Source organism: Streptomyces sp. NPDC104371 (genome assembly GCF_055583785.1).
The window spans coordinates 390,910-412,202 of record NZ_JBVJNF010000001.1 but is presented as its reverse complement, the minus strand read 5'-3'; the positions used below and the strand labels follow the sequence as shown (position 1 = coordinate 412,202).

The 21,293-nt window shown below is 71.4% G+C and carries 21 protein-coding genes; 5 read left to right on the top strand and 16 right to left on the bottom strand.

Going from position 1 to position 21,293, the window contains the following annotated elements:
* Positions 1-55: 55 nt before the first annotated feature.
* On the bottom strand, positions 56-1,579 hold the full coding sequence (locus tag ACZ60T_RS01940; protein WP_469663608.1) for a ricin-type beta-trefoil lectin domain protein: 1,524 nt from the start codon (positions 1,577-1,579) through the stop codon (positions 56-58).
* Positions 1,580-1,679: 100 nt separating this feature from the next.
* A complete protein-coding gene (locus ACZ60T_RS01935; RefSeq protein WP_469663606.1) occupies positions 1,680-3,173 on the bottom strand; it encodes an MFS transporter in 1,494 nt (497 codons plus the stop codon).
* A gap of 200 nt (positions 3,174-3,373) precedes the next feature.
* Here ACZ60T_RS01935 and ACZ60T_RS01930 point away from each other — a divergent pair, with 200 nt between their 5' ends.
* The 3 genes from ACZ60T_RS01930 to ACZ60T_RS01920 all read left to right on the top strand — a co-directional run bounded on the left by ACZ60T_RS01930 (position 3,374) and on the right by ACZ60T_RS01920 (position 6,272).
* On the top strand, positions 3,374-3,745 hold the full coding sequence (locus ACZ60T_RS01930) for a YciI family protein (RefSeq protein WP_365631969.1): 372 nt from the start codon (positions 3,374-3,376) through the stop codon (positions 3,743-3,745).
* Positions 3,742-4,962: an RNA polymerase sigma factor gene (locus ACZ60T_RS01925; RefSeq protein WP_469663604.1), complete on the top strand. Its 1,221-nt coding sequence runs from the start codon at positions 3,742-3,744 to the stop codon at positions 4,960-4,962. Before ACZ60T_RS01930 ends, ACZ60T_RS01925 begins: the two co-directional genes overlap by 4 nt.
* A gap of 116 nt (positions 4,963-5,078) precedes the next feature.
* Entirely contained in the window at positions 5,079-6,272 is a 1,194-nt protein-coding gene (locus tag ACZ60T_RS01920; RefSeq protein WP_469663602.1) for a M48 family metallopeptidase, read from the top strand.
* Between the two features lie 14 nt (positions 6,273-6,286).
* Here ACZ60T_RS01920 and ACZ60T_RS01915 read toward each other — a convergent pair whose 3' ends face one another.
* A complete protein-coding gene (locus ACZ60T_RS01915) occupies positions 6,287-6,880 on the bottom strand; it encodes a dihydrofolate reductase family protein (RefSeq protein ID WP_469663600.1) in 594 nt (197 codons plus the stop codon).
* A gap of 72 nt (positions 6,881-6,952) precedes the next feature.
* Here ACZ60T_RS01915 and ACZ60T_RS01910 point away from each other — a divergent pair, with 72 nt between their 5' ends.
* Positions 6,953-7,531, top strand: coding sequence for a TetR/AcrR family transcriptional regulator (locus ACZ60T_RS01910; RefSeq protein WP_469663598.1), 579 nt, complete (start codon positions 6,953-6,955; stop codon positions 7,529-7,531).
* Positions 7,532-7,626: 95 nt separating this feature from the next.
* On the opposite strand, the gene ACZ60T_RS01905 is transcribed toward ACZ60T_RS01910, so the two are convergent.
* Positions 7,627-8,046: a hypothetical protein gene (locus ACZ60T_RS01905; RefSeq protein ID WP_469663596.1), complete on the bottom strand. Its 420-nt coding sequence runs from the start codon at positions 8,044-8,046 to the stop codon at positions 7,627-7,629.
* Between the two features lie 100 nt (positions 8,047-8,146).
* Here ACZ60T_RS01905 and sigJ point away from each other — a divergent pair, with 100 nt between their 5' ends.
* Positions 8,147-9,064 (top strand): RNA polymerase sigma factor SigJ, encoded by a 918-nt coding sequence (gene sigJ / locus ACZ60T_RS01900; protein ID WP_469663595.1) that lies wholly within the window; start codon positions 8,147-8,149, stop codon positions 9,062-9,064.
* 33 nt (positions 9,065-9,097) lie between these two features.
* Here sigJ and ACZ60T_RS01895 read toward each other — a convergent pair whose 3' ends face one another.
* From ACZ60T_RS01895 to ACZ60T_RS01840, 12 genes are all read right to left on the bottom strand, one after another.
* A complete protein-coding gene (locus ACZ60T_RS01895) occupies positions 9,098-9,757 on the bottom strand; it encodes an NADPH-dependent FMN reductase (RefSeq protein ID WP_469663593.1) in 660 nt (219 codons plus the stop codon).
* Between the two features lie 263 nt (positions 9,758-10,020).
* Positions 10,021-10,521, bottom strand: coding sequence for an NUDIX domain-containing protein (locus ACZ60T_RS01890; protein ID WP_469663591.1), 501 nt, complete (start codon positions 10,519-10,521; stop codon positions 10,021-10,023).
* Between the two features lie 17 nt (positions 10,522-10,538).
* Positions 10,539-11,636, bottom strand: coding sequence for an NUDIX domain-containing protein (locus ACZ60T_RS01885; protein ID WP_469663589.1), 1,098 nt, complete (start codon positions 11,634-11,636; stop codon positions 10,539-10,541).
* Positions 11,637-11,665: 29 nt separating this feature from the next.
* Positions 11,666-12,451 carry a PIG-L deacetylase family protein gene (locus tag ACZ60T_RS01880; RefSeq protein WP_469663587.1) on the bottom strand — a complete coding sequence of 262 codons (786 nt, stop codon included), beginning with the start codon at positions 12,449-12,451 and terminating at the stop codon, positions 11,666-11,668.
* A 146-nt stretch (positions 12,452-12,597) separates the two neighbouring features.
* Positions 12,598-13,512, bottom strand: a complete 915-nt coding sequence (locus ACZ60T_RS01875; protein WP_469663585.1) for an RNA repair domain-containing protein — start codon at positions 13,510-13,512, stop codon at positions 12,598-12,600.
* Positions 13,513-13,624: 112 nt separating this feature from the next.
* Positions 13,625-14,428: an ABC transporter ATP-binding protein gene (locus ACZ60T_RS01870; RefSeq protein ID WP_469663583.1), complete on the bottom strand. Its 804-nt coding sequence runs from the start codon at positions 14,426-14,428 to the stop codon at positions 13,625-13,627.
* A 7-nt stretch (positions 14,429-14,435) separates the two neighbouring features.
* Positions 14,436-16,043, bottom strand: coding sequence for a benzoylformate decarboxylase (mdlC, locus tag ACZ60T_RS01865; protein WP_469663581.1), 1,608 nt, complete (start codon positions 16,041-16,043; stop codon positions 14,436-14,438).
* Entirely contained in the window at positions 16,040-16,852 is an 813-nt protein-coding gene (locus tag ACZ60T_RS01860; protein WP_469663579.1) for an ABC transporter permease, read from the bottom strand. The genes mdlC and ACZ60T_RS01860 overlap by 4 nt, the downstream gene beginning before the upstream one ends.
* Complete coding sequence (locus ACZ60T_RS01855; RefSeq protein WP_365631928.1) at positions 16,849-17,634, bottom strand: ABC transporter permease; 786 nt, start codon at positions 17,632-17,634, stop codon at positions 16,849-16,851. The genes ACZ60T_RS01860 and ACZ60T_RS01855 overlap by 4 nt, the downstream gene beginning before the upstream one ends.
* Positions 17,631-18,554, bottom strand: coding sequence for an ABC transporter substrate-binding protein (locus ACZ60T_RS01850; protein WP_469663576.1), 924 nt, complete (start codon positions 18,552-18,554; stop codon positions 17,631-17,633). Before ACZ60T_RS01850 ends, ACZ60T_RS01855 begins: the two co-directional genes overlap by 4 nt.
* 120 nt (positions 18,555-18,674) lie before the next feature.
* Positions 18,675-19,985 carry a wax ester/triacylglycerol synthase domain-containing protein gene (locus tag ACZ60T_RS01845; protein ID WP_469663575.1) on the bottom strand — a complete coding sequence of 437 codons (1,311 nt, stop codon included), beginning with the start codon at positions 19,983-19,985 and terminating at the stop codon, positions 18,675-18,677.
* A gap of 48 nt (positions 19,986-20,033) precedes the next feature.
* Positions 20,034-21,290, bottom strand: coding sequence for a glycosyltransferase (locus ACZ60T_RS01840; RefSeq protein ID WP_469663573.1), 1,257 nt, complete (start codon positions 21,288-21,290; stop codon positions 20,034-20,036).
* Between the last annotated feature and the right edge of the window lie 3 nt (positions 21,291-21,293).

Genomic DNA, 21,293 nt, shown 5'->3' with positions numbered 1-21,293 from the left:
CCGCGGGGGCCATGTGTGCGGCGGCCCCCGCAGACCGGCGTGTGATTTCGAACGGCTAGGCGAACTGCTGCTGGGCGGATCCGTTGCAGGTCTGGAGGCGCAGCGGGTCCTCGGCGGACGCCACGGTCAGGCACAGCCCGGTCGCGGCGGCCGGGCGGATCGTGCCGGACTGGCGGACGAACTGCTGGTTGGCGCCACCGCGGCAGTCCCAGAGGATCAGCCCCGTACCGGCCGTGTACGCGCTGTTCGGCACGTCCAGGCACCGGTCCTGGCTCAGCTCGGTGTGGAGGGACTTGCGGTCGGTGTCGTACCACCAGTTCTGGTTGCGCCCGCCGTGGCAGGCCCAGCCGATGACGGTGGTGTCGTTGGCGCTGGAGCCGCCCTTGGCGTCCAGGCAGGTGCCGTTCGCCTGGTTCTTCAGCGGCTTGAAGCTGTCGTCCCAGGCTGTCGGGTACAGCTTGGGGGTCCCGGTGCTGGCGGGGTCGGCGCAACCCGCTTCGGACAGGCCGGAGTTGTAGATCTGGGTGAAGCAGGACGCGAAGGCGGCGTGGCCGCGGGCGTTGGGGTGGAAGGACTGGCGGACGGTGTTGGAGTCCGGCGGGAAGTGGTCGCCGAGATCCAGCCACAGGCCGCGGACCCAGGTGTTGTCGGTGCAGACCTCATGGCCGTGGAAGAGCCGTGAGTTGTCGAGGTAGGTCGCTCCGGTGTCGAGGGCGGCCTGCCGGATGCCGCGCTCGAAGAGCGGTACGGCGGCGTTGCGGCCCCAGGCGGCGTCCTCGTCGTAGAAGGTGCAGCCGCCGGGGAGCTTGCCGGGGAAGTCGGGGTTGTCACCGGTGTCGGGGCTGATGGGGCTCGGATAGCCCATGACCACGAGCTTGTAGTCGCCGCTCGTGTACCCCGCGCCGGTCATCACGGTGCGCAGATCCTGGATCGACTGCTCGACCTTGGGGCGCAGCGCGTCGACGCGGGCCTGCCAGCCGGGGGAGTAGGCCGGGTTGCAGGCGCCCTGGCTGAGGAGCCAGCGCACCACGCAGTCGGTGACGACCGGGGCGAACTGGAGGTCGTCGTTGGCCCCGATGACCAGGACGATCATCTTGATGTGGGTGTTGCGGGCCTTGATGGCGAGGTTGTCGCTCTGGACGAGTTCGTCGGCGTACTGCTTGCTGCCGCCGATACGGATGTTGGCGGTGGTGGCGCCGGAACACGCGACGTTGTAGGTGACGTCGGCGGGGATGCCGGTGCGGTGGATCGCGGAGTCGGGCGAGCGATGGCACCAGTTGTCGGGGCCGTTGGTACCGGCCTCGTAGGTGCCCACGCCCTCACCGGAGATCTCGCTGTCGCCCAGCGAGATCAGTGAGGTCTTGCGCTGGTCCAGCGGGCGCTCGGCCGGGTCACCGTACAAGGCGGTGGCCTCGGTCGCGCGGATCTGCTCCAACTCGGCGGGGAGCGGGGCCGATACGGCGGCGGCGGGTGCGGCGGGTGCTGCCCCGGCGCTGGGTGCGCTCAGCCCCAGCAGACCGGCGGCGGCTGCCGCGATCGCGGCGACGGTACAGCGGACTCCTGGTCTGGTGCGTCTCACTACGCCTCCTGGGGACAGGGACTTGTGAATCCGTCCGCTCGTTTGTACTGGCGAGTAGGCGCGGTGGGAATACCTTGGACACGAGGAACCTGAGCAATGCTCAAGATTCTTGGCGCGCGTACTCGGGCAGCGGGGTGGGAGCGGTCCGGGTCGCCGGGCGCATGGCGAGGACCAGGACGCTCAGCCCGGCGAAGACGATCGCGGCGATGACCCCGGTGACGTGCAGACTCGCGGTGAACGCCGCCCGTGCGGCGCGCAGCAGCGCGGCGCCCTGATCGCCGGACAGGTGCCGCGCGGCGGCGACCGCACCGGCGAGCGAGTCGGAGGTACCGTCCATCCGGTCGCGGTAGACCACGGCGGCCACCACACCGAGCAGGGCGAAGCCGAGCGAGCCGCCGAGGTAGTTGCCGGTCTCCGACATCGACGCCGCCGAGCCGGCCCGCTCCGGCGGTACGGACCCCACGACCAGCCCGGTGCCCAGCGCGAACAACGGGCCCGTGCCCAAGGCCAGTACGGCGATGCCGGTCATCACCAGCGGCAGGCCGCTCGCATCGTCGACGCCGACCAGCAGCAGACTGCCCAGCGCCGACGTCGCCAGCCCACCGGCGATCGCGGTCGTCCGCTTCATCCGGCGGGCCAGCGTCGGCGCGGCCATGGTGCCGACCGCCACGCCCAGGCCCATGGGGGCGAACAGCACCGCCGACGCGAACGGCGAGTAGCCCAGCACGCTCTGCAGATACTGGGTCACCAGCAGACCCGTACCGGCCATGGCGAGCCCGGCGAGGACCAGCGCGACAAGGACGGCCGTGAACGGACGGTTGCGCAGCAGTCGCAGGTCCAACAGGGGGTCCGGCAGCCGCAGTTGGCGCCGTACGAACAGGGCCGCGACGGCGGCGCCGACCGTGAGGCCCGCCGCCGGGACGAGCACCACGCCCTCGACGGTGAGCTGCTTGACGCCGTAGACCATCGACAGCACGGCCATCAGCGACAGTCCGACACTGGCCGGGTCCAGGCGACCGGCCCGGTCGCTGCGGAACTCCGGCAGCAGGGCGGGCCCGGCGAGCAGCAGCAGGGCCATCGCGGGCACGGCGAGCAGGAACACCGAGCCCCACCAGAAGTACTGGAGCAGGAACCCGGCGAGCACGGGGCCGAGCGCGCCGCCGGTGAACTGGCACGTCGCCCAGATCGCGATGGCCTTCCCGCGCCGGCGTTCGTCGCGGAACATGCTGGTGATCAGGGCGAGGGTGGACGGTGCCAGGGTCGCGCCCGCGACACCGAGGAGCGCCCGCGTGACGATCAGCATCAGCGGACTGACCGCGAAGGCGGCCACGACCGACAGCACGGCGAAGGCCGCCGCGCCGATCAGCAGCAGCCGCCGACGGCCGATCCGGTCGCCGAGCGTGCCCATCGTGATGACCAGACCGGCCACCATGAGTCCGTAGCTGTCACTGATCCACAACTGCTGGACCGTGCCCGCCCCCAGGTCGGCGCTCAGCCGGGGGAGGGCGAGGAGCAGTGCCGTCGTGTCCAGTGCGACGAGCAAGGTCGGCAGTGTGAGGAGGGCCAGGCCCAGCCATGCCCGGTCGAGTCGCATATCCGAAGCGTCCTGTTCTCTCGATGCGTCATCTGTGGGTGGCACCTGTCGGTGTCGCCTGTCGGTCGGAGCGGTCGAGAGGTTCTTGACATCGGTGGGGGCGGCCGGAGATGCCGAGGAGGATGTCAAGACGACGGCGACGGCTCCGACCAACTGGTCGAAGGGCCCCGCCGGGGCTCGTGAACCGCGAGGAGTACGCGATGAAGTTCCTGATCAGCATGCACATCAGCCCGGCCGTGATGGACGCGCTGACCGACGACGAGAAGGCGGCGATCGGCGCCGGGCACGGCGCGTTCATCGAGGCGCTGAAGGCGTCCGGCGAGCTGATCACCACGCAGGCACTGGTCGACCCGTCCCAGGCCGCCGTGGTGTCCGTACGAGGCGGCCGACGCGTGGTGACCGACGGGCCGTTCCTGGAGTCCAAGGAGTACCTGGGCGGCTTCTACCTGGTCGACTGCGAGAACAAGGAGCGAGCGATCGAACTGGCGTCGCGGATCCCGGACGCCGCGGTCGAGGGGCTCGGCATCGAGGTACGCCAAGTGATGTTCGCCGACGGACAATTGGAGGCATGACACATCTGGCCTTCGAGGACCTGCTGCGTGACCTCGCGCCGCAGGTCCTCGGCACGTTGGTACGTCGGCACGGACAGTTCGAAGGGTGTGAGGACGCCGTACAGGAGGCCGTCCTCGCCGCGACCGTGCAGTGGCCGGTCGAGGGGGTGCCGAACAACCCGCGCGGCTGGCTGACGACTGTCGCGTCCAGGCGCCTCATCGACCAGATGCGCAGCGATCACGCGCGCCGCGAACGGGAGTTGGCGACGACCGCCGCCGAGGTGGTCCCCGAGGACGTACCGGACACCGACGACACACTCGTCCTGCTGTTCCTGTGCTGCCACCCGGCGTTGACCCCGGCCTCCCAGATCGCCCTGACACTGCGGGCGGTCGGCGGCCTGACCACGGCCGAGATCGCCCGTGCCTTCCTGGTGCCCGAGGCCACGATGGCGGCGAGGATCAGCCGGGCCAAGCAGCGCGTCAAGGCCGCGGGCAGCTCGTTCAGCCTGCCGGACGGCGTGGAGCGCGAGGAGCGGCTACGGGCCGTCCTGCATGTGCTCTACCTCGTCTTCAACGAGGGCTACACCGCCTCATCGGGCAGCGAGCTGCACCGCGCCGACCTCGCCCGCGAGGCGATCCGGCTGGCCCGGACGGTGCACGCGCAACTCCCCGAGGACGGCGAGGTGACCGGGCTGCTCGCGCTGATGCTGCTGACGCACGCCCGCCGCGCGGCCCGTACGACTCCCGCCGGAGACCTGGTGCCGCTGGACGAGCAGGACCGTACGACATGGGATCGCGAATTGATCGACGAGGGCACGGAGTTGGTCAAGACGTCGCTGGCGGCCACGGCCCTCGGCCCCTACCAGGTGCAGGCCGCCATCGCCGCCACACACGCCGACGCGGCCAAGGCGGAGGAGACCAACTGGCCGCAGATCCACGCCCTTTACCTGATCCTCGAACGCATCGCCCCCAACCCGATGGTCACCCTCAACCGGGCCGTCGCACTCGCCGAGACAGAGGAACCGGCGGCCGGACTGGCCCTGCTCGCCACGCTGGACGCGGACGAGCGACTGGCCGGACACCACCGGCTGCTGTCCGTACGAGCGCATCTGCTGGAGCAGAGCGGCGACTTGACGGGGGCGTACGAGCACTACCGCCGCGCCGCGAAGTCCACGGCCAGCATGGCCGAGCAACGCTACCTGGAGTCCCGGGCGGGCCGGGTGAAGCCCACGTCCTAGCTGCACACCTTCGATGCCCGGCAACGGCAGTCACCGGAAAACTGCCGACTTCCGGCAGTGTTTCGGCGGTGCGCAAGGGCGAAGATCTCGCTGTTCTCGACATGAGGGGGACGGGGATGTCAGCCAAGGGGGAACAGGTCGCGCCTGCCGGGGCGGGCTGGTCGAGGGCGGCCGCGTACGGCCTCGCGGGTCTGGTGCATCTGGTGACGGCGGGACTGCTGATCGGCGCTCTGCTGCTGGTCGTGCTCGGTTGGGGCACGGTCACGCAGCCAGTGCTCGGGCTGATTCTGCTCGGGCTGGTCACCCAGGTGCGCCCTCGTTTCGGTCGCCCCGCACCTGAACTGCCCACGCTCCGACGGGAACAGGCACCGGCTCTGTACGCGCTGCTGGACGGGATCGCGGACGCTGCCGGTGTGCGGCACGTCGACATCGTTCAGCTCAGCGCGCGCTTCACCGTACGTGTGTCCGCCGTGGGCATCCGCCGTGAGCTGCTGCTGGAACTGGGCGTCCCGCTGTGGTCGACGTTCACACCGCAGCAGAGGGTCGCGGCCATCGCGCATGAACTGGGGCACTTCGCGGCGCGTGACATCCGGCGCGGGCTGATGGTCGACATGGCCCTGAGAACACTGCGGAGTTCAGCGGAGTTCGCGGGCCGCCACCCGAGCGCGTCGGACGCGGCCCCGACCGCGATCGGCAACGTCCGGTACGCGAGCATCGCGGCTATGGCGACCGTCCGGTTCGCGAACCGGGGGCGCTTCGCGGACTGGGCGCTGTGGATCCCGGGACTGGTGGCGCAAGGCGTGGCTCGGTTGCTGACCCGGCTGACGCTCCCGGGGGCGCGGTGTGCGGAGTTCCAGGCGGACGCGGTGGCGGCGCGGATCGCTTCCACTCGGGCGGCCACGTCAGCTCTGCGCGATCGGCGACTGGCCGGCGCCGTCACCGCAGAGGTGCACCGACTCGCCATTGCCACGCGCTCGTTCGGCCGGAGTGGCGCGACCCCGGGCGCGGCGCGGGAATTCTGGAGCAGCGTGTCCGCGCATGCCGAGGGGTTGCCCGACCGGCTGGGGGACAAGGCCGAGGTGCCCAGCCGCGATGACATGACGCGGGCGGCCGTGGACACCCCGCGCCTCGTGACCGAGCGCCCCGGACTCCCGGTGCTCAGCCTGCGTATCGCGCGCCTGTCCCGAGCGGCGGCACAACCCGCGGCGCTCACGCTCGACGCGAGAGCCGCGGACGCCATCGAGGACGAACTCCTCGACTCGAAAGGGTTGTTGGCCCGACAGGTCATCCAGGACTGCGTCCGCAGCTGAACCGTACGGCACAGTCATCGGCGGGTGAGGTGGGTGAAGGTGACGCCGCTGGGGAACGCGGTGCGTTCGGCGACGTCGAAGACCGTGGGGTCGAACGCGCCGTCGAAGGCCGGGATTCCGGCACCGGCGACCACTGGGTAGTTCTTGATGAGCAGTTCGTCGATCTCGGGCAGGAGGGCGCCCGCGAGCTTGCCGCCGCCGCAGAGCCAGATGTCCAGGCCGGTGCCCTCCTCCCGCTTGAGCTCGCGCACGAGGGCGAGCGGGTCGCCCGGGACGACGGTGACGGCCGGGTCGATGTCGGGCTGGAGCGTGCTGGACACCACGTACTGGCGCAGGTGTGCGTACGGACTGGTGATTCCGGCGTCGAGGGCGACGCGGTAGGAGCCGAGGCCCTGGACGATCGTGTCGAAGCGCCGGTTGGGCGCGTCGGTGAGGCCTACGGCGGCGCGGTGGGCGCTCGGGACGGTCTCGGGGTACAGCGAGTTGATCCAGGTGAAGTAGGCGGCGGTCTGCTGTTCGTCGCCGCCGGGGAAGAAGTCGTACTCGCCGCCGGGTCCGGCGATGCGGCCGTCGAGCGTGACCGCGACGTAGTACACGAGCTTTCGCATCTCTGATGACCCCCATGCGTAGTACTCTGGTTGAAGTGGTCTGAACGTAGTACTACAACCGGAGTGGTGTCAATGGCGAGACGAAACGACCAGCGGCGCGCCGCGCTTGTCGACGCCGCGATCGAGGTGTTGGCCAAGGAGGGTGCGCGCGGTCTGACGTTCCGGGCGGTGGACACCGAGGCCGCCGTACCCGTCGGCACGGCGTCCAACTACTTCGCCAACCGCGATGACTTGCTCACTCAGGCGGGCGCCCGTGTGTACGAGCGACTGCAGCCCGACGAGGCCACGATCGCCCGCCAGCGAGCGGCCGGCCGCGACCGCGAGACGTACGTGGAGCTGATGCGTGAACTCGTCGGCCGCGTAGCCTCGTTCCGCACCGGCTACCTCGCGCTGCTCGAACTCCGCCTCGAGGCAACCCGTCGCCCGGAACTGCGCAAGGTTCTCACCGAGCGTGTCCGGGCCGACGTGGACGCCAACGTCGCGTACCACGAGGCCTCCGGCCTTCCCGGCGACGCGATGGCCGTCAAGTTGCTGATCCTGGCGCTGAATTGGCTGATCGTCGAGCAACTCACCCTGCCGGACGTCTTCACGGAGGCGGAACGCGAACAACTGGTGACGGCTGCGGTCGAGCGCATCGTGGCGGCGGAGTAGACGGTCGACGAGCGGGGGCCTTGCGTTCTGCAGAGCGCGTGTGGAGATTCCTTCCCCACGGCTCTTGCTGACGTGTGCGGCGACCAACGTGGTGATCAAGAGGTTCGGGACACGCTACCGGGCCTCGGCGCCCGGGACAGTGCCAGCACGCTCAGGCCGAACATCGCGACACCCAGGGGGAGATGGACCGACGGGACGTGTGCGATGCCCAACACGACCTGGATCGAGGCGAGGACGAGGAACCCCGACGCGTGCCAGATGGGCCGGGTGGAGCCGCCGCCCGGCTTCCACGCCAGTACCGCCGCGAGGACGTACAGCATCGACGCCCCGTACATCACACGCGCGCCGATGCCGTGCAGCGTCTCTCCGTACGACACGGTCAGCAACAGGCCCGCGGAGACCGCCTGAAGGAAGATCGTCAGGGTCTGCAACGCGATCGCGATCCGCAGGAACGAGGCGGCGCGTCCTGTCTTCGCCGTCGCCTGAGTGGAGTTCGCCGTCACCTGAGTGGCCATGTCACGGTCCTCGCTTCCGCCCTCGGGCAGTAGATCGATAAGGTCTCGACTGTCCGACGACACGGGCGGGTGAAAGGTAAGGCGGGGGGCGGCCGGAAGTATGGAGACTGTCGGGCTCGACACGGCGGACGTCGTCGGTGAGCGACGTCAACTCATCAATGTGGCCTACCGGTTGCTCGGGTCGGTGACCGAGGCCGAGGACGCCGTACAGGACGCCTACGCGCGCTGGTACAAGCTGCCGCGCAGCCGTCAGCGGGAGATCCGGTCCCCCAGCGCCTGGCTCACGACGGTGACCAGCCGCATCTGTCTGGACCTGCTGGGCTCGGCGCGGGCCCGCCGCGAACGCTATGTCGGCGCGTGGCTGCCCGAACCCCTGCCCGACCGCACCGAGTGGGACGACACCGGCGGCACCGCCACGACCGGCCCTGCGGACCCCGCCGACCAGATCGTTCTGGACGAGTCGGTGGACATGGCCCTCCTCGTTGTCCTGGAGTCGATGACGCCCGCCGAACGCGTGGCGTTCGTCCTGCACGACGTCTTCCGGTACCCGTTCGCCGAGATCGCCGACGTACTCGACCGGACCCCGGCGGCCTGCAAGCAACTCGCGTCCTCCGCCCGACGGCGCGTGAGCGCCGCCCGCGCCCCGGCCGCGGCGACCGGCCGGGCGGACGTGGTCAGGCATGTCAAAGAGGCATGGGAGAGCAAGAACATCCCTGCCCTCATCGGTCTCCTCGACCCGGCCGCCGTGATGACCGCCGACGGCGGCGGTCTGGTCGGCGCCGTCCTGCACCCGGTCGAGGGCGGCGCGCGCATCGCCCGCTACATGGCCGCCATCGCCGACATGGCTCCGGGGCTCGAACTCCTGGAGCGGACGGTCAACGGCGTGCCGGGACTGGTGGCCCGGCGCGCGGGCGTGGTCGTGACCGTGGCCGCGTTCGATGTCGACGACGGGTGTGTCACCCGGATCTGGGCGGTCCGCAACCCGGAGAAGCTGCGGTGGTGGGCGGGGGAGGAGTAGGACCCGCTGCGAGAGCCCCGTCGGCTGCCGGGCTCACCCCTCGGCCCGTTGGGTGATGGACGCCTCCGTGCGGTCGCCGGGGAATTCGTACCACCGGCGCGCCAGGCAGACGTACCGCACATCGGCCTCGACCAGGCTGAGGAACCCGGTCACGGTCTCGGACAGGCGTTGCTGGAGCCCCGCGTCGGTCAGTGTTCCGTCGTCCGCGAAGGCCTGGTAGCTGTTGGCGAGGCTGAACATGTCCGGATAGACGCGGGTGCCCAGGTGTTCCAGGGGGACCCGCAGCGCCCACAGCCCGCGGTTGCCGCCGACCAAGGACGGTGAGGCGGAGACGAGCAGCGCGTGCTTGGTCTTGAACGGCTGCGGTCGCACCCGCGAGACCCAGTCGATCGCGTTCTTCAACAGGCCTGGTACGGAGGCGTTGTACTCCGGAGAGGAGATGACGAAGGCATCGGCCTGCTCGATCCGGTCACGGAGCGAGAGAGCACCCTCCGGCAGTCCTTCGCGGGCCTCCACGTCGCCGTCGTACAACGGCATGTCGAAGTCGTGCATCGCGGCGTGGTCCACGGTGGCGCCGGTGTCGGAGATCAACCGGGCCACGAGGGAGGCCAGTCGGGCGTTGGAGGAATCGGCCCGCAGCGCGGCGCCGAAGACGAGCACCCGCAGCGGGTGGGGCTGGGCGTCCGTGGGCATGGGGTACGTCCTTTCGTCGCAGGGGCCCGTGCAGGGGCCCGTGTCAGGGCCGGGGCACCACGCGGACCATGGGGCGTGATCCATGGTGAGGTCTCGACCGTCCCGAGGGCGGCAAGGGCTCGCCCGGGACAGGGCGGTTGTGGGACCAGCGTGTTGACCACCTGCGTGGCGCGCGGCCGGACGGAAGGCGGCGCGCGGCCCGCGCGGAAGAGTGAACGGCCGCTCGCGCCCCGCCCGTTGACGTAGTGACCCAGGCCGCGAGGCTACGCCGGGGCGTCGGTCTGCTGGAGGTAGCAGGCCGTACCGGTACGGCGCGCCTCGGCGACGGCGGCCAGACGACGGAAGGCGGCTTCGCTCATCTCCCGCTGCCATTCCCGCACGGAGCGGACGGCGACTTCGCTGTGCTCGTCCGGGTCCAGGGCGATGCGGTCGATCTGCTCGGCGGTGAGTCGGCCGCCGTCGAAGACGAGGCCGAGCTTGAGCGCGGGCCAGTCGACCCGCTCGGTCAGGAAGTGCACACCGAGGAGCCGAGGTGTCTCGGCGAGACGCAGTCCGGTCTCCTCCAGACCCTCACGGACCGCGCAGTCCCACGGTGTCTCGCCCGGGTCCATGTTCCCGCCCGGCCATTGCCATACGTGCGGATCGCGCGCCGCGCGCAGTTGGATCGGGCGATCGGCTTCGTCGGTGATGAAGAAGCAGCCGTACACCGTGGCCTTGGGGAGCATGGCCACGTACTCGGCGGGTGGCAGCCAGTCGGCGCTCAAGGGCATCTCCCGTGGATCTACCAGGTGGTGGGGTCGGTGAGTTCGGTGAAGGGCTGGTGTGCGGCCCTGGGGATGCCGAGGCGTTCGCGGGCCTGGTGGACGGCGGCGAGTTGGTGGGTTGCCGACGGCCCCCAGTCGAACAGCTCCGCCGCCTGCTCCGGGGTGGCCAGCACGCGGACGTAGGTGCAGCCGGTGGCGGGGTCGGGCCGCACGGGCCCGACGGAGGTGAGCGTGGCGGCGTACCGGACGCGTGCGTACGGTTCGGCCGGGTCGGGGAGATGACCGAGGAACAGCGGCTCGCCGAGCTGGGCGGCGGCCTCTTCGGCGGCCTCACGGATCAGGGTGGTGACGGGGTCGCCGCGGTCCTCGGGTTCGGATGTGCCTCCGGGGAGGCAGGCGCCTTCGCCGTCGGGTCCGAGGAGGACGAGGACGCGGCCGTCCGGCGCGAACAGCCAGCCCCAGGACTGGCGCACCGTGAGGCCGTCGGGGACCGGGCCTGGATGGAAGGGGTAGTGGCGCGCGTGCCGGGCGGTGCTCAGGGCGCGGGTGGTGTCGAGGACGGTGGGGGCGAGCGGGAGGCCGTTCTCCAGCAGCACGGTACCGCCGCCGTTGATACGTGCACGCAGCGCGGACAGGGCTCGGCGGGCGTCACCTGGGGCCATGAGGTCGGGCAGGCGCGCGGGTTCGACGCACTCGATGGCCTCGATCTCGTGGCCGGGCAGCCGGACGGCGGCGATCTGGGCGTCGGTCCAGGTGCCGCCGTCGTAGACGTAGAGGATCTCGCCGGGGAACCGCATGGCGCTCGGTGCGCCGAAGCGGTCGGCGGAGACCCAGTCGACGGCGAGGCCGCGCTCTACGGTCGTGGTGATGCCGAGTTCCTCCCGCAGTTCGCGGGCTGCGGCGTGGGAGGGGGCTTCGCCCTTGTCGACGGCGCCGCCCGGCAGAAGGCAGGTATCGAGGTAGTCGACGTGCTCGACGAGGACCCGCCCGCGCTGGTCGGTGATGAGCACGGAGGTGCCGGACCACAGGGAGGCGGCGGCTCGCAGGGCCCCGTAGTCCTCGTCGGTCATCGAGGTACCGGGCAACTCGTCGGAGGCGGAGGGCGTTGTGGTCATGTTGCTCCGATCAGGCGGTGAAGCGGCGGTCAGGTGCTGGTCAGTTGATGCGGATCGCCCGGGACGGGGCCAGGCGTGAGCCGGGTGAAGTACTCGGTCTCGATGATCTCGCGGCGGGTCGCTTCGGGCAGGCGGGCGAGGATACCGGGCAGCGACCGCTCACGCGCGACCTCGCTCTGATGCGCGAGGATCCCACGCCACTTCACGTCGGCCCACGGCGCCACGTCCACGACCGTGGTCACGTACGCGTCCGGAACACAGAGCAGGCTCTTGCCAACTGCCGTAAGAAGTGGCCCCAGTTCACCGACGCCGCTCTCGGGGTGAGTACCCGCGTACAGCGCTCGGGGCTGCCACGGTTCCCCGGCGTCCGGGTACAGATGCGGAAGCCCGGCGGCCTCGAGGGCGAGGAGGGTGATCTGGTGCGTACGGCGGTGGTCCGGGTGGCCGGTCAGTTGGCCGAGTGCGTCATGGGTGACGACGACATCGGGGCGGAACTCCCTTACGTGCCGCACAAGAAGGCCGACCGGTTCATCGAGTGGCGCGTCACAGAGGCGAGTTCGTCCGGGCGCGGAGGACGGGTTGCGGGCGTCGGCGTAGCCGAGCATGCGCGGCTCACCCGCGCCCAACGCACGTAGAGCGTCGGCGAGTTCGGCCGCACGGTGACTGTTCGTGCTCCACGTGGTGGTGACGACCGCGGTGCGGGCGCCGTGGGCGGCATGTCGGGCCAGCACGCCGCCCGCGAGCAAGGACTCGTCGTCGGGATGGGCGAACACGCCCATCAAGGACGGGGGAGAGGACAGCGTCACGGAGTGCATTCTTCCACTGAACGGGTCCTCAGAGGATGACGGTCTCGTGTCCTCCGCCGCACCCGTTCGCCCGCTGTTCACCGAGCGGTTGCCCCAGCACATGACGCGCTCGCTGACGACGGATCCAACGGGAGCTCGTCCGGCCTCGTCCGGCCTCATCTGTCGGTGACCCCCGACAGCCACGCCGTGTCCTCCGGGCCCGGCGCGTCGGGGCCGGGCTCGGGCAGCCGTCGGACCTCGCCCGTGCGCAGGGCGACCGTGGCCCGTGGCCGCATCGGTCCGTCGCCTCTGCGGGAGAGTAGGACGAGTTCCCACACTGTGGCCGTCATGGCGTCGAGCCGGGTGGCGCAGTCGGCGGTGACGTGGCGCGGATTCCGGGTCCGGCCCAGGGACAGATGAGGGGTGAAGTGCCCGGCGCGTCCGACGCAGCGCGGGAACCGCCGCTGAAGGGAGCGGTACAGGTCCGACCACGGTGCCTCACCGGCTGCCGTCGGATCGAGCCACACGGTGAAGTACGCCGGGTGCCGGAAGGTACGCAGCCCCTCCAGCCGGGTCGTGAAGACCGGGGTCTCGGCCGCCGCCGCGGCGAGCAGCGGGGCGGCCCGCTCGAAGTCGGACTCCGGTACGAAGCCGAAGAGCACATTGACGTGTGGCGGCCACCGGTGGATCTGTGGGTCGTAGTCCCGGCGGATGTCCTGGATCGGCGGCCACAGCTCTGCGGGCGGGATCCAGGCCAGCGCCGTACGGGACGTCGGTGACACATCGAGGAAACGGACGGGCTCGCACGTGCCGCTGCTCGCGGCGACGCCCGGCTCCGCTCGCGCGTCCCGTACCCGCCCCGCCTCCGACGCGTCGACGCGGTCCACGCCCGTGGCCCGGTCCCAGACCACCTCGCCGTCCGCCTCGATGAACACCACCCGGTGCCACGGGATGTCGCCGCCGGGTACGAAGCACGGCAGCGGGACGCGTTCGACGGTGCCCCCGCGCTGGCTGATCCCCAGCACGAACCGGGCCGGATCGAACCTCGGGTCCCAGCGGACCTGGTGATAGATCTCGTCACTGGTACGCATCAGGACCCCTCTCTGCCCCCTGCTGCTCACCATCCTGGGCGCTCGGGGTCAGGGATTCCAGGCCGAGCGCGGCGACCGCTCGGTAACTTCGCCGGGCCGACCGGCAGGGTGATCACGAAGGTGCCTGTTCGGGCTCCGCGCCGGTAGGCCCAGGCGCCGCGGCGCGGGCCGGTGCCCGTACCGCCCGTCCCACCTCCGCCCGCAGCGTCACGAACTCCGGCAGGCCCCGTGTCGCGATCTGGTCGCGCCGCGAGGGGAGTTCGACCGGCAGGTCACGGGCGACGTGTGAGTCCGGGCCCGCGGAGAGCACGACCACGCGGTCGCCGAGGTAGACGCTCTCGTCGATGTCGTGCGTGACGAACACGATCGTGGCGCCGTCCGTGCGGTGCACCTCCAGGAGCAGGTCTTCCAGGTCCTCGCGGGTCCGCGCGTCAAGGGAGCCGAAGGGCTCGTCCATGAGCAGCAGCGAGGGGCGTACGACCAGGGCGCGCGCGATGGCGACCCGCTGCTGCATACCGCCGGAGAGCTGCCAGGGGTAGCGGCGGGCCGAGGCCTCCAGGCCGACGCGCTCCAGCATGTGCTCGGCCGCGGCGCGCCGCTCGGCCCGGCGCAGCCCCTGACGGCGCAGCGGCAGCGCCACGTTGTCGCGGACCGAGAGCCACGGCAGCAGCGAGCGGCCGTAGTCCTGGAAGACGACCGCGAGCCGGTCCGGCACACCGGTGACCGGCGTGCCGTCGATCGTGACCGCGCCCTCGCGGACGGGCAGCAGCCCGGCGATCGTGCGCAGCAGCGTCGACTTGCCACAGCCGGACGGGCCGACGACACACAGGAGTTGACCGTCCGGCACGCTCAGCGACACATCGCGCAGGACACGGTGCTCGCCGTACGACTGGCTCAGGGAGTCGAGTCGGAGCATCCGGGCCTCACCCGGCCCACGGTTCGTAGAGCACGCCCTCGCTGCCGCTGACGCGCAGATGGAGGAGGTGGGGGCCGTCGTCGTCGCCGAGCGACGTCACCGCGCGGTCCAGGGCCGGGCCGAGGTCGCCGGGGCGGTCCGCGTGATGCGCCGGGCAGCCGAACGACGCGGCGAGCCCGGCGAAGTCGATGCCGCCGATGTCCGTGCCGGGCACCGGGGCGACGCCGATCCGACGGCCGAGCGCGCGCACCGCCCCGTAGCCGCCGTTGTCGAGGACGACGAAGGTGACCGGCGCCCGGTGCCGGGCCGCCGTCCACAGTGCCTGCACCGAGTACAGCGCCGAACCGTCGCCCAGCACGCACACCACCCGCCGCCGGTCGGCGAGCGCGCGGCCGACGGCCAGCGGCAGGCCCCAGCCGAGCGCACCGCTGCCCGTGGTGAGGAATCCGCCCGGCAGATCGACCGGCACGCGCGCGTGCAGCGCGTCCCGGTGGCTGGGGGCCTCCTCGACGAGCACCCGGTCGCGGGGCAGGCGCCGGTGCAGTTGCTCCAGGACCAGTTCGGGCGTGAGGGCGCCGCCCGCGCTCACCGGCGCGGGCCGACCGCGGGCCGGGGGCGGTTCGCGGTCCGCCCTGCCGACCAGTTCGGTGAGCCGGGCGAGGGCGGGGCGCAGCGTGGTGATCAGGCTCGTGCCCGTCGGCAGCCACGCCGCCTGGGCCGGATCGCAGTCCAGATGGAAGAGCGCGGTGCCCGGCGCGAGCGGGGGGCTGTCGTCGGCCACGTGGTACGTGAACACGGGTGCCCCGAGCGCCACCACGACGTCGTACGGGGCCAGGCGCGCGGCCAACTGGCCCGCGACCGGCGGCAGGAAGCCCTGGAAGAACGGATGGGACTCGGGGAACCCGGAGCGGCCGGACAGCGGGCTGATCCACACGGCCGCGCGGATCCGCTCGGCCAGCGCGACCGCCTCCGGGAGCACCGCCTCGTCGTCCACACCGGGGCCGATCACCAGCGCGGGCCGCGCACAGGTGGCGAGACGGTCGGCGAGCGCGGCGAGGGCTTCCGGGTCGGCGGTGAATCCACTGTGCACCGTGCGGGGCTCGACCGGTTCGGCCGCCCGGTCCCAGTCGTCCTCGGGAACGGACACGAACACCGGCCCGCGCGGAGGCGTCATCGCGATGCGGTGCAACTCGGCCAGAACGGCCGGCACATCGGCGGCCCGGTCCGGCTGGCGGGCGGACTTCACGTACGGGCGCGGGAACCGGTCGGGTTCGTCGGCGCCGAGGAACGGGCGCAGTTGGAGCAGCGAGCGCGCCTGCTGACCGGCGACGATCACCAACGGCACCCGGTCGCGGTACGCGTTGAAGACGGCGCCCAGCGCATGACCGACACCGCCCGCCGAGTGCAGGCTGACGAACGCGGCGCGCCCCGTGCCCAGGGCGTGGCCCGCGGCCATGGCCACGGCGCAGGACTCCTGCAACCCGAGGACATAGGTGAAGTCGTCGGGCCAGTCGCGGAACATGCGCAGTTCGGTGGAGCCCGGGTTGCCGAACACGGTGGTCATGCCGGTGTCGCGCAGCAGCCGGACGACCGCGTTCAGGACTGTCGTCGTCACGTCTTCCTCCCTGTGCCGAGCAGCCGCCTCTCGACCGCCAGCAAGCCGGTGTTGAGCAGTTGACCCAAGACGCCGAGCAGCACCAGTACCGCCCAGACCGTGAGCAGGTCGGAACGCGACTGGGCGTCGGTGAGCAGGAAGCCGATGCCGTTCTCGGTGCCCGGCAGCAGCTCCGAGAACACCATGAGGATCAGCGCGAGCGACAGACTGAGCCGCAGCCCGGCGAAGACACGGGGCAGCGCGGAGGGCAGGATCACGAACCGGAGCCGTTCGACCGGGGTGAGCCGCAACACGGCGGCGACGTCCAGGCGCAGCGGATCCGCGGCGCGGGCGCCCTCCGCCGTGTTGACGAGGATCGGCCACACGGCGCTGAACACGATCGACGCGACCTGCATCGGCGTACCGAAGTCGAGGACCACGACGAAGACCGGGACCAGGGCGGGCGGCGGAACGGCACGCGCGAACTGCAACACCGGATCGCACAGCGCCCAGGCCCGCCGGGAGCGGCCGATCGCCAGCCCGAGGGCGATCCCGGCGACGGCGGCGAGCACGAATCCGGCCGCCATCCGGCCGAGGCTCGGCCCGATGGTGTCGAACGCGGCGTCGGTGAGGAACAGATGGCTCACCGGGCCGGAGAACCACAGATCGTAGGCGTGCCGCGCGATGCGGGACGGCGGCGGGAAGAAGACGCTGCCGTGCGCGCGTGCCGTCAACTCCCAGGCGCCGACGGCGATGGCCAGGACCGACCAGCGCAGCAGGGCACCGAGCGCGGGCCGCCGCGCGGCCTCGGCCGATGGCAGCGTCGTCACGCTCGCACCGCGCGTCGCTCGGGCGTCCACGGGAACAACCGCCGTTCCCCCCACACCAGTACGCCGTTGACGACCAGGCCGAGCGCCCCTGCCCACACCACGCCCGCGAGCACGTCCCGCGTGCCGTCCGTGGCCAGTTGGGCCTGTGCGATGAAGATCCCGAGGCCCTCGCCGAACCCGGACAGCAGTTCCGTGGCCACGGCCAGTACGAGCGCGACGGCCGCCGAGATACGGACACCGGCGGCGATGAACGGTGCCGCACCGGCCAGTTCGACCCGCCACAGCACCGCGGCCCGGCCGAAACCGAAGGCGCGGAGCGTGTCCTTGGCCAGCGGCTCGCTCTCCCGGAGGCCGTACACCGTGTTGAACAGGATCGGCCACACCGAGGCGTAGGCGATGAGCGTGACCTCGGTCCGGGCGCCGGAGCCGAGCAGCAGCGACACCAGCGGGATCAGCGCCACGGACGGCAACGGCCGCAGGAACTCCACGATCGCGCGCACCGCGGCCTCCATGACGGGCACGCTGCCGAGCAACAGGCCGACCGGCACGGCGATCACACAGGCGAGGGCGAGCCCCAGCGCCCAGGCGCGCACCGTGGCTCCGATGCCGTCGAGGAACGCGGAGTCTCCCGCCAACTCGACGGCGCGAGCGAGGACTTCGGACGCGGGCGGCAGATACGTACGCCGCACGATCCCCGCTCGTGACACGGCCTCGCACACGCCGAAGGCCAGCAGTACGCCGAGGACGCCGAGCCCGACGTCCCGGCGGCCGCGCCGACTCACTTGACAAGCAGCGTCGACGGGTTCACGGCCTTCTTCAACAGCCCCTGTTTCCGCATGAGTTCGGTCAGACGACGCAGCTCTTTCGGATCCGTGGCAGCCGGATAGGCGGGCAGTCCGATCGACTTCGCCTGCGCCGCGGACACCTTGGCGTACTTCGGCAACTCCTCGCGTACGGCCGACGGGTCCTCGTGCGCGATCTTCGACGCGGCCTCGATCGCGCGCCGGAACGCGGCGGCGGTGTCCGGGTGTTGCTTCGCGTACCGCGCGGTGGTGACGTATCCGCTGATGGGCAGCGACTCGACGGGGGACGCGCCGCCGTCGACGAGGACACGGGCCCGCAAGCTGTCCTGGATCGCACTGTCGAAGGGCTCGACCACATGCACCGCGTCGACCTGGCCCTTCTCCAGGGCGGGCCCCATCTGCGGGAACGCGATCTGCCGGTAGACGGGCCCACCGGCTCCCTGCTGCTCGAGAATCGCGTTCAGGGTCAGCGTCTGGATGTTGTTGAGGATGTTGACCGCGACCTTCTTGCCCTTGAGGTCGGCGGCGGTCTTGATGGGGGAGTCCTTCGGCACCAGGACATCCATCATGTGCGGAGCGACCCGTACGCCCTCCGCGAGGACGCGTACGTCGAGGGTGCCCTCCTCGTACGCCTGGAGGAACGTCACGTAGTTGGCGCTCGCGATCACGTCGACCTGGCCCTTGGACAGGGCGGGCAGCGCCTGGATGCTCTGCTGCACGGGCTGGATACGGACCTTCAGTCCCTCCTTCTCGAACAGGCCCCGGTCCTGGGCGATGTACAGCGCCGCGGAGTCCGTCAACGGCAGGGCGGCCACGGTGACTTGGGCCCCCTTACCGTCACCGGCCCCATCCGAGCCGCCGGACCCGCAGGCCGCGGCCAGCAACGCGAGTGCCGCCACGGCCGCCGCCGTCCTTGCCGTTTCCGTCCTTAACCGACGTAACGTCATAACCTCTGTTTACCAGGGACATGACGATGATCGCCACAGTGGGCGCATCGCCTGTACGGCAGGTACGGGCGTTCACCCGGCCAGGCAGCGGAGTTGCTCGTCGACAGCGGCCGTGAGCGGTTCGGCGAGTTGGTGGTCGGGATCGGTCACCGTGCTCAGGACCGCTCCGGTGTGGTGGTGGGTCATCGTGACGGCCAGCGGATGGCCCGGCCCCAGCGGCGGCAGGGCCGCCGCGGCGGTGAGTCGGGCGGTTCCGAGAGTGAGACCTCCCCGCGGGCCGGGCACGCTGCTGCACAACAGCGAGAAGTACCAGGGAGAGTCGACGTATCGGCCTGCGGCCGTGCTGAGGGCCGTGAACCGGTGCGGTCGTGAAGAGACCACGTCCGCCTGCGCGTTCGCGCGCTGATGAAGGCGCGCTCCGCGGATGCGCTGCTCCATGGCCGCCAGCCGCCGGTACGGATCTCGGTGGGTGGGAAGCGGCAGACGGACGGTCGCGTAGTGGTTGCCCAGTAGCGCCGCCTCGGAAACGGTGCGCACATCGACCGGGACCAGGGCGCAGACCCCGGGAAGTCGCGGGAACCGACCGGTCAGCCCCAGATCCTGGAGCGCGCCCGCGACCGAGGCGAGGAACACCGCCGTGTTCGACGCCTTCGTACCCGTGCCGAGGGCGTCCCGCGCGGCGGTCAGCACCTCGCGCGGCAGTCGGCTGAAGGCGATGTCGCGACGGGGCCCGACGGGACCGTGGAACGGCAGCGACCGCCCCTTGGGCAGAAGGTCGTCCAGCGCCCACGTGATCCTCCTGCCGAGCGACGGCGCGACCGACACAGGCTCCTGCCGTCCGGCGCGCGCCGGTTGCGGAGATGAGCCGGTGTCCAGGAGCGCGTAGAGCACGGTACGGAGGGACTGGCCGTCCAGGAGCGCGTGATGGGCCCGCAGCAGGAGGGCGAACCCGTTCTCGGCCGGGAGCAGGTGCAGTTGCCAGGGCGGGCGCCCGTGATCCAGTGGCGTCGCCAGGAGTTGGTCCAGCCTCAGCGGCGTGGGGCTCATGTCGCCGGGGGCGGTGATGTGGTGTTCGACATCCAGTTCGTCGGATTCCCGCCAATGCGGCCAGTTGTCGATGCCGGTTCCGTCGTCGGTGAGGTGGTGAGGCAGGGTCCGTAGCCGCCGGAACGGCTGAAGGCGTCGACGTGCTCGCGCGCGCAGCGCCTCCAGCGTGGGTGCCGGTCCCTCGAACCAACTCACGTACAGCGCGGTCATGCAGGCCGCGCCGCCGCTCTGCTGCCGGTGGAGCCATGCGTCCAACGGCGGCATGGCCGCGAGCCGTGCCGGATCGTCGGAGTCGAGCCGCTGGGTACAGGGTGACGCGGGTGGGTGGAGTGACACGGAAGGCTCCCGGTCTGCGGGTCGTTCGTTCGGCTGTGTCGCCGCTCGTCAGGCGCGGCGGGCGAGGGCGTCCGCGACGGTTCCGGCCCCGTCCTCCCGCGCGAGTGCACGGGAGACGGCTGCCGCGTTGCGGCGCAGCGCCTCGCTCTGGGTGGCCGTGGTGAGCGCTTCGGCCAGGCGGATCTCCGTCAACTCGGCGTAGGGCAGGCTCCGCGCGCTCACTCCGAGGCCCACCAGCCTTGCCGCCCACCAGGGTTGATCGGTCATGACGGGCACGGGGACGGCGGGAACGCCCGCGCGCAGTCCGGCCGCGGTGGTGCCCGCTCCGGCGTGATGGACGACCGCGGAGGTTCGCGGCATCAGCCAACTGTGCGGAACGGCACCGACGGTGATGATGTCGTCGTCGATCACGTCGAGGCCTGCCCAGCCGGACTGGACGATGCCGCGCAGCTTCGCACGACGCAGCGCGCCGGCCGCGAGTCGGCCGAGTCGCTCCGGGTCGCCCGGCATCATGCTGCCGAATCCGACGAGGACGGGAGGGGGACCCGCGGCAAGGAAGTCGGCGAGCAGATCGGGTGGTTGCCAGTGCGGGCACTCGTGCGCCCACCAGTAGCCCGCCACCTCCAACCCGGGGCGCCAGTCCGCCGGTCGCGGCAGTACGGAGGGGCTGTAGCCGTACCAGATCGGCCAGTTGCCGCGCTCGCGCTCGGCGCGCAGTCGACGGCTGCCGCGCGGGGCGAGCCCGAGACGACCGTGCACCGCGCGCACGGCCGGACCGTAGAGGGCGTCGAACGCCGTGTTCGCGATCCTGGCACGGAGCCGGTTGGCCGGGCTCGGTGGCCGCCAGGCCATGGAGCAGGGGGAGAAGTCCCGGCTGGGGACGTCGGGTTGGAGGAAGACGCCCGTCGTCGGGATGCGGTGGTACCGCGCGACGACCGAGCCGATCGGGGCCGCGAGGGTCGACAGCAGGATCAAGTCGGCCTTCGGGTCGACAGCGGTCAGGATTCCGTCGACCAGGGCGAGCGCGGCCTGCTCGCCGGCCCGGCGGAGTGCGCGCAGCGTCTTCAGCGGTCCGTCCGGCCGTCGTCCCCGGGCCTCGCCGCGACGGGCGTGCGCACTGATCAGAGCCCCGAACGGATCCGCCTCCATGGGGCGCATACGCAGACCGCAGCAGGACACCATGGCCGCGAAACGCGCGTGGGTGGCGATCTCGACATCGTGGCCCTCGGCCATGAGGCGGTGCGCCAGACCCGTGTACGGGGCCACGGAGCCGGTGGTGCCCACCGTGACGATCTGGATCCTCATCCG

Excerpts from the sequence above, each read along its gene's own strand:
- ACZ60T_RS01915 (WP_469663600.1), bottom strand. The coding sequence starts at position 6,880 with ATGCGAAAGCTCGTGTACTACGTCGCGGTCACGCTCGACGGCCGCATC.
- ACZ60T_RS01870 (WP_469663583.1), bottom strand. The coding sequence starts at position 14,428 with ATGCTCCGACTCGACTCCCTGAGCCAGTCGTACGGCGAGCACCGTGTC.
- ACZ60T_RS01880 (WP_469663587.1), bottom strand. The coding sequence starts at position 12,451 with ATGCACTCCGTGACGCTGTCCTCTCCCCCGTCCTTGATGGGCGTGTTC.
- ACZ60T_RS01935 (WP_469663606.1), bottom strand. The coding sequence starts at position 3,173 with ATGCGACTCGACCGGGCATGGCTGGGCCTGGCCCTCCTCACACTGCCG.
- ACZ60T_RS01895 (WP_469663593.1), bottom strand. The coding sequence starts at position 9,757 with ATGCCCACGGACGCCCAGCCCCACCCGCTGCGGGTGCTCGTCTTCGGC.
- ACZ60T_RS01905 (WP_469663596.1), bottom strand. The coding sequence starts at position 8,046 with ATGGCCACTCAGGTGACGGCGAACTCCACTCAGGCGACGGCGAAGACA.
- ACZ60T_RS01840 (WP_469663573.1), bottom strand. The coding sequence starts at position 21,290 with ATGAGGATCCAGATCGTCACGGTGGGCACCACCGGCTCCGTGGCCCCG.
- sigJ (WP_469663595.1), top strand. The coding sequence starts at position 8,147 with ATGGAGACTGTCGGGCTCGACACGGCGGACGTCGTCGGTGAGCGACGT.
- ACZ60T_RS01910 (WP_469663598.1), top strand. The coding sequence starts at position 6,953 with ATGGCGAGACGAAACGACCAGCGGCGCGCCGCGCTTGTCGACGCCGCG.
- ACZ60T_RS01920 (WP_469663602.1), top strand. The coding sequence starts at position 5,079 with ATGTCAGCCAAGGGGGAACAGGTCGCGCCTGCCGGGGCGGGCTGGTCG.
- ACZ60T_RS01930 (WP_365631969.1), top strand. The coding sequence starts at position 3,374 with ATGAAGTTCCTGATCAGCATGCACATCAGCCCGGCCGTGATGGACGCG.
- ACZ60T_RS01885 (WP_469663589.1), bottom strand. The coding sequence starts at position 11,636 with ATGACCACAACGCCCTCCGCCTCCGACGAGTTGCCCGGTACCTCGATG.
- ACZ60T_RS01925 (WP_469663604.1), top strand. The coding sequence starts at position 3,742 with ATGACACATCTGGCCTTCGAGGACCTGCTGCGTGACCTCGCGCCGCAG.
- ACZ60T_RS01875 (WP_469663585.1), bottom strand. The coding sequence starts at position 13,512 with ATGCGTACCAGTGACGAGATCTATCACCAGGTCCGCTGGGACCCGAGG.